Origin of the sequence: Halobellus rufus (genome assembly GCF_000739575.1) — an archaeon.
GTDB classification, from domain to species: domain Archaea; phylum Halobacteriota; class Halobacteria; order Halobacteriales; family Haloferacaceae; genus Haloquadratum; species Haloquadratum rufum.
This window is the reverse complement of sequence record NZ_BBJO01000071.1, coordinates 1-13,271: the sequence shown is the minus strand read 5'-3', so window position 1 is coordinate 13,271 and position 13,271 is coordinate 1. Positions and strand designations below refer to the sequence as shown.

The 13,271-nt window shown below is 61.6% G+C and carries 12 protein-coding genes; 8 read left to right on the top strand and 4 right to left on the bottom strand.

All coding sequences use genetic code 11. The features are described from left to right. Positions 1 to 23 precede the first annotated feature (23 nt). The 4 genes from ACP99_RS18470 to ACP99_RS18455 form a co-directional block, all read right to left on the bottom strand. Positions 24 to 353, bottom strand: a complete 330-nt coding sequence (locus ACP99_RS18470) for a transcription factor S (protein WP_049987991.1) — start codon at positions 351 to 353, stop codon at positions 24 to 26. 70 nt (positions 354 to 423) lie between these two features. Continuing rightward, on the bottom strand, positions 424 to 897 hold the full coding sequence (locus ACP99_RS18465; RefSeq protein WP_049987990.1) for a hypothetical protein: 474 nt from the start codon (positions 895 to 897) through the stop codon (positions 424 to 426). Between the two features lie 403 nt (positions 898 to 1,300). Next, positions 1,301 to 1,630, bottom strand: coding sequence for a hypothetical protein (locus ACP99_RS20275; protein WP_049987989.1), 330 nt, complete (start codon positions 1,628 to 1,630; stop codon positions 1,301 to 1,303). Between the two features lie 244 nt (positions 1,631 to 1,874). Continuing rightward, positions 1,875 to 3,233, bottom strand: a complete 1,359-nt coding sequence (locus tag ACP99_RS18455; protein ID WP_049987988.1) for a putative ATP-dependent zinc protease — start codon at positions 3,231 to 3,233, stop codon at positions 1,875 to 1,877. A gap of 180 nt (positions 3,234 to 3,413) precedes the next feature. On the opposite strand from ACP99_RS18455, the gene ACP99_RS18450 reads away from it, so the two are divergent. From ACP99_RS18450 to ACP99_RS18415, 8 genes are all read left to right on the top strand, one after another. Continuing rightward, positions 3,414 to 4,430 (top strand): succinylglutamate desuccinylase/aspartoacylase family protein, encoded by a 1,017-nt coding sequence (locus ACP99_RS18450; RefSeq protein ID WP_049987987.1) that lies wholly within the window; start codon positions 3,414 to 3,416, stop codon positions 4,428 to 4,430. Positions 4,431 to 4,583: 153 nt separating this feature from the next. Next, positions 4,584 to 4,979, top strand: coding sequence for a succinate dehydrogenase, cytochrome b556 subunit (gene sdhC, locus ACP99_RS18445; protein WP_049987986.1), 396 nt, complete (start codon positions 4,584 to 4,586; stop codon positions 4,977 to 4,979). After that, positions 4,979 to 5,350, top strand: a complete 372-nt coding sequence (locus ACP99_RS18440) for a succinate dehydrogenase (protein ID WP_049987985.1) — start codon at positions 4,979 to 4,981, stop codon at positions 5,348 to 5,350. Before sdhC ends, ACP99_RS18440 begins: the two co-directional genes overlap by 1 nt. A gap of 12 nt (positions 5,351 to 5,362) precedes the next feature. After that, entirely contained in the window at positions 5,363 to 6,253 is an 891-nt protein-coding gene (locus ACP99_RS18435) for a succinate dehydrogenase/fumarate reductase iron-sulfur subunit (protein ID WP_049987984.1), read from the top strand. A 5-nt stretch (positions 6,254 to 6,258) separates the two neighbouring features. Continuing rightward, entirely contained in the window at positions 6,259 to 8,103 is a 1,845-nt protein-coding gene (locus tag ACP99_RS18430; protein ID WP_049987983.1) for an FAD-binding protein, read from the top strand. Positions 8,104 to 8,218: 115 nt separating this feature from the next. Then, positions 8,219 to 9,334, top strand: a complete 1,116-nt coding sequence (locus ACP99_RS21570; protein WP_049987982.1) for a sensor histidine kinase — start codon at positions 8,219 to 8,221, stop codon at positions 9,332 to 9,334. Positions 9,335 to 10,347: 1,013 nt separating this feature from the next. Further along, a complete protein-coding gene (locus tag ACP99_RS18420; RefSeq protein ID WP_049987981.1) occupies positions 10,348 to 10,584 on the top strand; it encodes a HalOD1 output domain-containing protein in 237 nt (78 codons plus the stop codon). A 398-nt stretch (positions 10,585 to 10,982) separates the two neighbouring features. Further along, positions 10,983 to 12,830, top strand: coding sequence for a hypothetical protein (locus ACP99_RS18415; RefSeq protein ID WP_049987980.1), 1,848 nt, complete (start codon positions 10,983 to 10,985; stop codon positions 12,828 to 12,830). Positions 12,831 to 13,271 lie beyond the last annotated feature (441 nt).

Sequence of the window (13,271 nt, the reverse complement as noted above, 5' to 3'; positions counted from 1 at the left end):
CCCCCGAATAAAAAGGTGGGTGTTTAGTTGTACCCTCGCCACCGGTGCCCGCACTCCGTACACTTGAAGAACCGAGTCGGCGGCTCGTCGGCGGAGCCGGTCTGCTTGATGGTGTACCACGCCTCTCGGTTGTCGCACTCGTCGCAGACGACGTCGGTCGCCGTCGGCTTCCCCTCGAAGTTGGCGTCCTCGGTCGTCTCGATGACGTCGTCGTCGCTCTGCTCCTCGGTGGAGACGAACTGCGCGGCCAACTCCTCGTCCTGTTCGGCCTCCGCGCCGCAGTCGTCGTTCGTGCAGACCATCGTCCCGTCGCGCGAGACCATCATCGTTCCGCAGTCGTCGCAGAACTGCATTGGTAGCTCTTTCTCGACGCGGACACAAGTGTCTCTCGGGTGCTCCGTTCGACGGTCCCCCGACGACCGCCTACTCCTCGACCATCGGGCAGTTCCGGACGCGGAAGCGCTCGCTGTCGACGACCTCGACGATCTCGGTCCCGTCGTGCGTGCACGCCAACTCGGGCGGGTCGGCGAGGTGCGGGCACTTCTGGCAGTAGGTCTCCTTCTCGACGACGTGCTCGGGGTCGTCGGTCTCGTCGTCGAGCGGCGTCGCCGCCGTGTCCGCGAACGGACCGGCCCCCGGCGACCGGTCCTCGCCCTCGACACCGACGGCCTCCCAGAGCGCCTCGCCGTCGATCTCGGGGATCGACATCTCCTCGAAGGGGTCGTCCGTCGCCTCCCCGGTCCGCTTCTCGCGGCGCTCGGAGAGTCGCTCGGCCAAGTCCGAGAGCGGCGCGTCGTCGTCCGTCGAATCGTCCGTCTCGGCCTCCGATTGGGCGTCGGCTGGATCCGCCCCGCGCGCTGTGCGGTCTTCCGGCCGGCGAGTATCGTCGTCGGTCACTGATCGGTCACCCCGTCGTCCTCAGCGTCCGCTGGCTCCGTCTCGGGCCCCGATTCGATCGCCGGCGGCGTCCCGACCGTCAGGCAGTCCGTCCCGAAGAAGAACCGCTTCGGGTCGATCCCGTCGAACGGTGCGCCGCAGTGGGGACACGTCGGTTCGTCGAGCAGACCGACGTGGACCGCCTCGTCGCAGTTTCCGCAGGTCGCCGTCGTGACTCCCGCGCGGTTCGCTTCCCGTTTGAGCTCCGCGGCCGCGTCGCGCCGCTCCAGTCGTCGCTCGACGGCGTCGAGCCGCGAGCGCGCGTCGACGACCGCCGACCCGAGCCGGTCGAGCTTCGAGTCGTGCGCCTCGGCCGAGTCGGCGAGGTTCTCCAGAATCGACTCGTAGTTCTGAAATCCGGCGTTCAGCCGGCGTTCGAGCTCCGGGTGGTCGTGCTCCTCGGACGCTTGGCGTCAGCTTCGCGTTTGACCTGGATGACGCGCTGGCGGACGTCCGAGATCTTCTCGTCGAGCTCGTCTTCGACGGCGGCGACGCGTCGTTCGACGTCGCGCACCTCCGTTTCCAGTTCGCCGACGGCGGCGGACTCGCCCGGTTCGCCGCGCTCGTCCAGCAGCCGGTGGGCGTCGATCAGGCGACGGAGGAACTCCTCGCGCGTGAGGTCCGCGGCGGCCGCTCGGTCGGCCACCCACGCTTCGAGCTCATCGGAGAGGGCGTCGACGCGCTCGGTACCCATCTACGCGGTAGTTGGTTGTGGGATACTTAAATTACTGCCGGGCGGGACGGCTCCGTCGCGTCCGTAGGTTTATACGCGACGACGCAGCCAGAGGGGGCGTGCGTCGCCGACAGGCCCGCGTCGGGAGGCGGTTGCCCGGCACGTCGACGCGGGAGCGACGGCGGGGATCACCTCGTCGTGCCGCGAGTGCCGGCTGTTCGCATTCACTTTGCTCGTGGCGTAGCTCGGGCCGAGGCGACCGCCGCTACTCCAGGTACTCCTCTTCGCGTTCGGCGTCGTCGCGGCCGCCGTCGTCGGAGCGGCGGTTCACGTCGACCTGATAGTGCTTGAGGATGTCCCGACCCAGCAGTAGCGGGTAGTCCATGTGCGAGCGGTCCTCGACGCTCGCGGTGACGGTGTGTTGGGTGCCGCCGATACCGATCACGAGGTCGACGACGGGGCGCGCCTTCCCGGTCTTCAGGGAGCCGGACTTCACGCGCGTCATACTCTTGATCGGGCCCGCGCCGATCTCGGCGGCCAGCGACGTGTCGATGCTGGTCCGCGTCGCGCCCGTGTCGGACTTCGCTTTCGCCTGTGTCGAGCCGCTGGTCCCGGAGACGACGACCTCCTCGATGTAGCCGATCGTCGGGCGGTCGCCCACGGGACCCGTGTCGGTCCGCGGCATCCCGGCCGGGCGGGAGTCGTCGAGCGTCGCCGAAAGCTCCTCGACGCGCGTGTCGTCGACTTCGCCGCCGGCCTGTTCGATCGCGAGCTTGGCGATGTACGGCGCGGGACTGCAACCGGTCGCCTTGTGCAGGCCTTTGAACCCCGCGGTCGGGTTGACTTCGAGGACGAACCAGCCGTCCTCGCCCTCGATGAGGTCGACGCCGACGTAGTCCAGTTCCATCACCTCGGCAGCGTACAGCGCCGTCTCTCTGGCCTCGGTCGGCATATCGTCGGTCGCGTCGACGACGTCGCCGCCGAGCGCGACGTTCGTCCGCCACTCGCCCTCCGGCGCGTAGCGGTACATCGCGCCGACGATCTCCCCGTCGACGACGTAGACGCGCAGGTCGCGGTGTTTCTCCTCGTCGCGGTCGATGAGCTCCTGCAGGAACGCCTGCCGGCTCCCCACCTTCGGGTTCACCGGTTCGGTGAGATCGACCTTCCACGTGCCGCCGCCGTGGGTGCCGATCGCCGACTTGTAGACGCCGACCTCGCCGAACCGGTCCCGCCCCTGGTTCAGCCGGTCGTTCGACAGCGCCAAGAGCGCGTCCGGGACCTTGATGTTCCAGTTCGCGAGCGTCGCCGCCGTCGCGAACTTGTGGATCGCCGTGAGCACCGACGCCGGTTCGTTGAGCATCGGGCGGATCCGCTCGAACGTCGTCGCCAGTCCGAGCAGCTCTGCGGGTTCTTCGGTGTTCGAGAGCAGCAGTCGGTTGGCGACGATGTCTACCTCCGGTTCGACCGTGACGTCGCCGTCGTCGACGCTGATCGCCGCGTTCTCGCGGCGGAGCCACACGCCTTCGTGGCCGAGGTCGTCGACAGCATTGAGGATCGCCTTCGTCTCTTTGCTGTTGTGGAGTGAAAGGACGCCAACGCGCACCGGATCGCCGTCAGTAGACATACTGAATCGTATTCGAGCATACGATAAAAGGGGTGCCGATCGATCGCGCGATCGGTCGACGTGAGCGTGTCCCATCCGACGAGCGTCACAGACCGCAAGACGCGAGCGAGACGCGGCGGGGTCGGACCTCGACCGTCCCCGGGTGCGAGCGTTTATCCCGTCGGATGTCCGACTTCGGGTATGACCACGGCCGAGACCTTCACGTACAACGGCGGGAAGGTCGACCCCGGAGAGCGTCAGAACCTTCGGTACGGGATCAGCGAGACGTATCTCGGCGACCCGGTGCGCATCCCGGTGACGATCATCAACGGCGAGCGCCCGGGGCCGACGGTGTTCCTCTCGGCGGCCGCACACGGCGACGAACTCAACGGGATCGAGGTCGTTCGCGAGGTCGCCCACGAGTGGGACCTCTCCGATCTCGCCGGGACGCTCGTCTGTCTGCCGGTGATGAACGTCCCCGGGTTCTTGGCCCAGCAGCGCTACCTCCCGATCTACGACCGCGACCTGAACCGATCGTTTCCGGGCCGGGAGGACTCGACGAGCGCGAAGCGGATGGCCGCGCGGATCTTCGACAACTTCGTCGCGCCCTGCGATTTCGGGATCGACTTCCACACCTCGACGCGCGGCCGGACGAATATGCTCCACGTCCGCGCGGACATGTCCGACGACGCCGTGGCACGGCTGGCGAAGGCGTACGGCTCCAACGTGATCATCGACAGCGAGGGCAGCGACGGCGTCCTCCGTACGGAGGCGACGCGGGTCGGGATTCCGACGGTCACCGTCGAGATGGGCGAGGCCCACCGGTTCCAGCGGGGGCTCATCGACGACGCGCTCGAAGGCGTTCAGAGCGTCTTCTCGGAGTACGAACTCCTCGAAACGTCCGCCGTCCGGTGGCCGGGGTGGCGCACCGTCATCGACGACGCCAACGAGAAGACGTGGATCCGCGCAGACGCGGGCGGCATCGTCGATATGCACCACGAACGCGGCTCCCTCGTGCGCGAGGGCGAGCGGATCTGCACGCTGACGAACCCGTTCAAGGACGACAACGTCTCCGTGGAGGCACCCTTCACCGGGCTGCTCGTCGGCGTCCTGGAGAACCCCGTGGTGTACCCCGGTAACCCCCTCTGTCACCTCGTCGAACTCGAACCCAAGGTCCGCCGCGTCGTCGAGCGCGAGCAGACGAACCGCACCGAATGACCCGTTCGGAAACGCGCTGATGCGAGTCGGTTACTGACTGATCTCACGCGGCTTCCGCCTCGGATCCCGACGCTGTCTCGGCGTTCACTGAGCGCCGTTGCGAAGTCGCACACGTAAGTTCTATAGTGGGTCCGACCTGACGTTCACGAGAGTATGAGTCAGTATTACAATCGGGGCCTCATCGAGGACTTCGGCCGCTGGCGGGAGTTCTCAGCGGGGATGTGGGCCTGGGTGTTCCACAAGTTCACGGGCTGGGTGCTCGTGGGATATCTGTTCACCCACATCGCCGTGCTCTCGACGGCGCTTCAGAGCCCGGACGCGTACACGACGACGATCCAATCGCTGGAGAGTCTGTTGCTCGTGCGCATCCTCGAGGTCGGGTTGCTGTCGGTGGCCGTCTTCCACATTCTCAACGGGCTCCGACTGCTGTTTATCGATCTCGGTGTCGGACTCGAATCGCAGGACAAGAGCTTCTACGCGTCGCTGATCCTGACGGGCGCGATCGCCGTCGCGAGCGTGCCGACGTTCCTCGCGGGGGTGTTCGGCTGATGGCCGAGCGCTACTCCTCCTTCGAGGTCGGCGGCCGCCGGTGGCTCTGGCAGCGCATCACGGCGGCGTTCCTGGTGGTCGTGCTCGCGTTTCACTTCTTCCTGCTGCACTTCGTGAACCACGCCGACGAGGTCACGTTCGCGATGTCGCAGGCGCGGATGCAGGAGTTGACGTACTTCTCGCTCATGATCTTGTTCCTCCTCACCGCGACGTTCCACGGCGTCAACGGCGTCTACAACGCCCTCATCAACCAAGGGCTCACGGGAACCCGAAAGACCGCCGCGAAAGTGGTCCTCTCGGTCGCCAGCCTCGTCGTGATCGTCCAGGGCGTCAGAACCGCACTCGCGTGGGCCGGAGGCGTCCCACTGTAATCGACTCCACAGATGAGCACACAAGTTCCGGATCAGACCGAAGACGAATCGTCCGCCAGCGAGGCCGAAACGGTACCCGCCGCCCAAGAGCGCCGGATGGAGAAGAAACGCCAACGGGCCGCGGAAGCGGAGGAAAAGCGGCAGGCCGAGGAGGCCGAAGCGGCTCTCTCCGACGAGGAGACGTACCACCTGAAGGTGTTCCGGTACGACCCCGAGATCGAGGGGAAGAAAGAGCCGCGCTTCGACGACTTCCACGTCCCCTATCACAAGGGGATGACCGTCCTCGACGCGCTGATGTACGCTCGCGACACCTACGATTCGAGCCTCACCTTCCGGCACTCCTGCCGGCAGGCGATCTGCGGCTCCGACGCGCTGTTCGTCAACGGGTCACAGCGCCTCGGCTGTAAGACGCAGCTTTCCGAACTCGACGAGCCGGTCCGCATCGAACCGCTCCCGCACGCGGAGGTCGTCAAGGACCTCGTCGTGGACATGGAGCACTTCTACGACCAGATGGAGGCCGTCGAGCCGTACTTCCAGACCAACGAGCTCCCGGAGGGCGAACTCGAAGAGCAGCGGCAGTCCCGCGAGAACCGCGAGAAGGTGAAGATGTCCACGCGCTGTATCTGGTGCGGTGCGTGTATGTCCTCGTGTAACATCGCCGCCGGCGACAACGAGTACCTCGGCCCCGCCGCGATCAACAAGGCGTACCGCTTTACGATGGACGAGCGCGAGGGCGAGGATATGAAGCAGCAGCGCTTGGAGATCCTCGAACAGGAACACGGCGTCTGGCGGTGTCAGACCCAGTTCTCCTGTACGAACGTCTGCCCGAAGGACATCCCGCTGACCGAGCACATTCAGGAGCTGAAGCGCGAGGCGGTCAAGAACAACCTGAAATTCTGGTGATATCTATGTACGAACACGACGTCATCGTGGTGGGCGCGGGAGGCGCGGGCCTCCGCGCGGCCATCGCGGCGCAAGAAGAGGGAGCGGACGTGGCCATCGTCTCGAAGCTGCACCCGGTGCGGAGCCACACGGGCGCGGCCGAGGGCGGTATCAACGCCGCGCTCCGCGAGGGCGACTCCTGGGAGGACCACGCCTACGACACGATGAAGGGCTCGGACTACCTCGGCGACGCCCCCGCCATCGAGACGCTCGCGCAGACCAGCCCCGAGGAGGTCATCCAACTCGAACACTGGGGGATGGCGTTCTCCCGCGAGGAGGACGGTCGCGTCAGCCAGCGCCCGTTCGGCGGCCTCTCGTTCCCGCGGACGACGTACGCGGGTGCGGAGACGGGTCATCAACTCCTGCACACGATGTACGAGCAGCTCGTCAAGCGCGGCATCGAGGTCTACGACGAGTGGCACGTCCTCGATCTGGCCGTCAGCGACGAGGACGCCCCCGAGGACCGGACCTGTCACGGGGTCGTCGGCTACGACATCCAGTCGGGGAACGTCGAGGGCTTCCGCGCCCGCGACGGCGTCATCCTCGCGACGGGCGGGCTCGGACAGGTGTACGACCACACCACCAACGCGGTGTCGAACACCGGCGACGGCGTGGCGATGGCCTACCGCGCCGGCGCGCCGATCGAGGACATGGAGTTCATCCAGTTCCACCCGACGACGCTCCCCTCGACCGGCGTGCTCATCTCCGAGGGCGTCCGCGGCGAGGGCGGTATCCTCTACAACGCCGAGGGCGAGCGGTTCATGTTCGAGTACGGCTACGCGAGCAACGACGGCGAACTCGCCTCCCGCGACGTCGTCTCCCGCGCGGAGCTGAACGAGGTCAACGCGGGCCGCGGCATCGAGGACGAGTACGTCCACCTCGACATGCGGCACCTCGGCGAGGAGCGCATCATCGACCGCCTCGAGAACATCCTCCACCTCGCGGAGGACTTCGAGGGCGTCGACGCCCTCGAAGAGCCGATGCCGGTCAAGCCCGGCCAGCACTACGCGATGGGCGGCATCGAGACCGACGAGAACGGCGAGACGTGCATCTCGGGGCTGTACGCCGCGGGCGAGTGCGCCTGCGCCTCGGTCCACGGCTCGAACCGCCTCGGCGGCAACGCGCTGCCGGAGCTCATCGTGTTCGGCGCGCGCGCCGGTTACCACGCCGCCGGCCGGGACCTCGGCGAGGCCGAGATCACGACCGGCAAGCGCGGCGAGTGGGAGGCAGGCGACGTCGAGACGCCCGTCGACCCCGGCGCCGTCGAACCGGACGTCGAGGCCGACGCCTCCGGCGACGCCGTTGCCGACGGCTCCGGTCTCGATCCCGCCGGGTTCGTCGAGCGCGCGACCGAGCGCGCCACCGAGCGGATCGAGTCGCTGCTGACGAACGAGGACGGCCGGAACCACGCGGAGATCCGCGCGGACGTCCAGCAGTCGATGACGGACAACGTCAACGTCTTCCGCGAGGAGGATGCGCTCAAGCAGGCGCTTCGCGACATCCGCGAGGCGCGTGAGGCCTACCAGGACGTCGGCGTCGCCGACCAGTCGCGGACGTTCAACACCGACCTCCTGCAGACGATCGAGACCCGGAACATCATCGATCTCGCGGAGGCGATCACCCTCGGCGCGCTGGTGCGCGAGGAGTTCCGCGGGGCCCACTGGCGGAAAGAGTACCAAGAGCGCGACGACGAGAACTGGCTGAAGCACACGCTGCTCTCGTGGAACGACGGCTCGCCGGAGCTGTGGTTCAAGCCGGTGATCTTGGAGGGCGAGGAGAAGCGCTACGAGCCGAAGATCCGCAGTTACTGAACCGCATCCCGTTTGCGGTCCGCACCCTCCTCCATAACGGGTGCGCTATCGGAACCGCTGTAACGTCCCTCGAAGACCATAGCTATATTTCAGCCACCCGAGAACGGTCGCTACGATGGGACTGCCGGACGCACTTCGTGGAGGAACGACCGGAGTTCCGTGGTCGCCGCTCGTTCCGATTTTCTTGCTCGCTGCGGGGAGTCTTCTGCTCTTCGTCGGCAGCGTCCGCGCCGGGTTCGCGCTCGCGAGAGGCGGGCCGATCACCGTGGTCCTGTTCGATCTGCTCTTCGTGACGATTCCGGGGTGCATCCTCGTGTACGCCGGTTACTGGCTCCCCCGATCGGAGATCCCGTCCCGGTTTTTTGGCCGGATCCTCGCGTGGCTTCTCGCGGGCGTCCTCGTGATGTTCGGATTCATCCTGTTGCGCGACCTCCACCCCGGCGTCTCCGCGGAGTGGTCGGTCGGAACGCAGGCGATCGCGTTGACGCTCGGCTCGCTCGGCGGGCTGTCGATCGGCGTCCAGGAGACCCGGGCACGGATACGCGCCGAACAGTTACGGGAGCGGACGAACGAACTCGAATCGAACGAACGCGAGCTGAAGAGACAGAACGAGCGGTTAGAGGAGTTCGCGAACGTGGTCTCGCACGACCTCCGGAACCCACTGAACGTCGCGACCGGGCGGTTGACACTGGCCCGATCTGCAGGAGAGGGCGACAGCGAACATCTCGATCACGTCGCCCGCGCGCACAGCCGAATGGAGGCGCTCATCGACGACCTCCTCGCGTTGGCTCGGGACGGCACCGACGATGTCGACACCGAACTGATCGAACTCGACACGGTGGTTCAAGAGAGCTGGTCGACCGTCGACACGGCCGATGCCACGCTCATCATCGACGTCGACCGCCGAATCCGTGCCGACCGGAACCGGGTGAAACAGCTCTTGGAAAACCTCATTCGCAACGCCGTCGAACACGGCGGGAGAGACGTGATCGTCACTGTTGGCGAACTGGACGGCGGGTTTTTCGTCCAAGACGACGGCGACGGAATCGATGCAGACAGAGAACGGATCTTCGAGACGGGATATTCCTCGAATCAGAACGGAACCGGGTTCGGACTGAGTATCGTCGAGCAGGTCGCCGACACTCACGGGTGGGAGGTCGCCGTCAGAGACGGACCGAACGGCGGCGCGCGATTCGAGTTCACCGAGACCGACCGAACCGCAGACGACTGATACGGCCCGTTCGCTGCGCGCGACTGGTAGGGTTCAAATCCTCCGTCCAGCAGATACCGCTCGCTGTCGCTCGCGGAGTTATGTGCGAGGGGAGGGATTTGAACCCACGGACTCCTACGAGAGCGGATCTTGAGTCTGACTTGGGGGATCAGTCGTCAAACCCCCGTTATAGACCCTTATCCGGCCAAATTCTCCCCACAATTGTATACCGTGGAACCAGTGTACCTCTAAATCGACCCTTGGCTGTAATAAGCTTTTCTCCAAGACGGAACAGATCCACTCCACGAAATAGCCCTTCTAAGGATATGTGAAGGATCATTTCTATCTCTAAACTGTGAATTTATCTCCGGTCCTCAGTGTCACCATCTCCATTGGCGAGGTGGTCTTTCCGAGGCGACACTAACTTCGTGCGTTTGAGGGGACTCTGACGGCATTCCCAAGATACGGCCAACCTCTACTCAACTAGGTCAATCCGAGAGCCGCATCCACCTTGTCTCGATCAATCCGGAGGAAGTCGAAAACGGGGTCCCGAGAAACTCTACTTGAAATGTCATAGTGAACTCCCGAAGTTTTCTCCCACGATCTGTGGCGTTACCCCCTCTGAGATTTGCTCGTCTACACTGAATCGCCTTCACAGGGTCGCCACCATACGCGTCCGGCCCCGACTTTCTTTGTTTGGAGTTCACCAAGAGCCTCTAAGTCTTGAAGATAGTTGCGGGCGGTGTTCCGGTGAACATCGGAAGCCAACAGCTCGGCTATTTGTGGTGCGGTAAAGGGTTCGCACCTATCCGGGCTATGTTCAAAAATTTTCAAGACCTCGTCTATAGATGTACTCGGGTCCCGTCCGGGCATAATGTCGCCTTGCACAATTTAAAGAATGACAACTTGCACACCGGAGAATCAGATATGCACAACGACAAAAATTGGATAGGAGCAGTCTACCGCCATCAAAAAGGTTTTTATCGCTGCCCCGAATGGATATACATCGGAAGCATAATTCCGTTTCGACTAAAATGAACGACTCAAATGCTGCTGAACATTCGGGGAGTACAGCGGTCATTGAGGCTGTAGCCGACAAGATGGGAACCGTTCCCCGCGAGCTACCCCAACAGTTGTATGAAGTAATCGACCCGGATGCGTTAGACGCACTGTCTAATACTCAAAAGACCACGAAAAGTGAAATTCGGTTCTCGTACTGTGGGTATGATGTAACCCTCAGAGAGGACGGCACTGTAACCGTTGACGAGTAGAGTTTGAGACCATAGGCCACAATCAACCAACTTCGTCCGTCTGAGGGGATTCTGACGGCGTTTTCCAACCACGATCAAATAACCCTCGGCCACTCTGAAAAGCTCGTCCTGAGTCAATCTGAGTGGCAGGGTTGGGTTCAGGGAGAGAATAGAGTTTGGGGGTGCTGTCAGATCTACGTACTCAGGCGGAAAGTGGGCCGATGCTGAGTCTACAGAGCGGGGGAATACCAGAGAATCTTGAGTTCTCACGAGCTATTGAGTTGATCAATGAATAATAGTGCGTAGATTGATACTACCACTTAGTTTATATTCTTACACTCCGACTAATTGTCGAGGAGAAATTGCAGGCGGCTTCTGCGGACTAACTGCGTACTGAGCCAGCCGCATCTCCTGAGAATATGACTGAAAATAGTGATTTCTACCTGAAGTGCAGACAGGGTATCGAACGGGCCTTCAATCAAGGCGGTACCGTGCTCGTTGATGCTCTACCAGCCCTGCGAAAGAGTACCGGAGTAGTTCAGTGGGCGGCTGAGAGCGGTGAGAAATTGGTTGTGTTCACTGCGAGGAACGACCTCTACGATCAGCTCGAAAAGGAGTGCGAAGAGCGTGGTGTCAGTTACAGAGTGCTTCCTTCCTTCATTCGTTTTTGCTCTACCGGTGGCAGAGAGGAAGTCCACGGTGAGAAGTGGGCAAATAGATTCAAGCAAAAATATGCTGAGGGATACTCAGCACGAGAACTCCACACGGATGCACTGAAACACTTTGACGAGCCCCTGCCCTGTCAGCAGGAGGGGACCTGCGAGTTCCTTCAGCGTCTCGAAGAGAAAGACAAGGAGGACGCATACGATCAGTATGACATTCTCATCGGCCACTACGTCCACCTGTTCGATAGGACATACAGTGAGTCACGTCACGTCGTAATAGACGAGTTCCCCGGAGATAGTCTCCTTATTGAACTTAGCAGCGGCGCGGTCAATTCTGCCATCAATCAGTACTTAGATGAAGACTCATCGCTCCCATTCTCGACGCGAGACGACCTTGTCGGGACACGGAGAGAGAATAAGGATATTGAACGGTGGTTGAACGAAACGGGATGGTTAACATTTGACTCGGTTGCAGAAAATTGGAACAAATATTGGAGGAAGACGGATGCATACGGTGCGATTCTCACCCGTGCAATTCTCACCTCAAAGAAACTCGGTCAATGGACACGGGCGACGCTGAGAGATGGAACGGTGATTGCTCAAGATAAAAATGGCCGAGTGGTTATTTTACCACCGTTTCCATTTAGCGAAGACAAAACCGTTGTTGGCCTTGATGGAACGCCGTCAGTTGAGGCGTGGCGTGCCATTCTCGGAAAGCAGATGAAACCTATCTCGGTCCTCAACGATGCCGAGAAGCGGGAATGGCTCGGTCAACTTGGATTGCGGTTGATTCAATTAGCGGAAACTCCTGTTCCGGTAAACGGAACCTTAGGAGACGATCGGTATCGAGATCAGGCACTGATTGAGGGGATCACGCGTCTTGAGGGGGCTGCTCCTTTCGTCATCACCTCAAAAAATGCAATTGGTAATCTCAAGCTGGTTGATCAGAACCCGGAGTGGGAATCGCGGCACTATGGCAACCTCAAGGGACTGAATACGTTGGACGGTGTTGAATCCGCGTTGATCATTGGAAGTCCACAGCCGAGTGACCACGAAATTCAGAAGTGGGCCGCGTTAGCGGGGTCTCCTGCTGTTCCGGCTGAGGATGAGGAAGGGAATCGACTCCGAGGAAACAAATTGGATTTCGGCGATGTTGGCAACGATATTCTACGTGGATTCCGAGACAACGAAGTCCTACAGGCCGCTATGCGATTTAGACGGCAGGTGGATGAGAGCGATAATGAAACTCGCGTATACATCTACAGTAATGCAATTCCTGAATGGGTTCGGCCTGAGGTTTGGGATGTAGATATTCGGCGGTGGGATGATGGCAGGGGAATGAGTCAAGTCGTCTCTGTACTGACAAGTGGTGAAGATTGGGGCACGAGAGAGAGTACTACCGGTGAGATACTCGAAATGATCCAAGAACGCTACGGGAGCAAAGCGAAGGGATATGACCAAGTTGTGAATCTCCTGCATAAGTTGACCGACGAATTTGAGTTGATTCGCCGGGTCCGAAGGCAATCATATGTCTGGTCGAATCTCCGACTTGAAGAACGCGGGAAACACTGTGTTGTCGCGATAGCTCCGCCAGATCGTTGAATTTGAATATCTTCTATTCTTACATAGTAATAAATCAAATTCGAGGGGCGGTTGCTCAATAAAGAGTTCCAAGATCTGGCCTTGTAACAGCGGAAAGCCGTGCGGCAAGATAACAACAACGGGTAGCCCTGTAGTGGTTAACAGGGTACGGGGGTAACAACACGAGATAACCCGTTTTACGTTACTCCAACGATCTAAATAGTAAAGATAGACAGAAAGGAGGCCGGAGAAACTGAGTAAGCAGAACACTGAATGCCCTAACACTGCTTCTCATCGAATGGTTAATTGGAGCGTCCGTGCTACCGGTTCTGAGAATCCTACCAGATCCGAATTTAGGCAGTATCCGAGTGAGTACGGCACCGTGATAGAGTGGGACATAGAGTATATCTCAAAAAGTAAGTGACTCAGTATTACCTTGGTACGCTCTTCGGAAGCAGATTG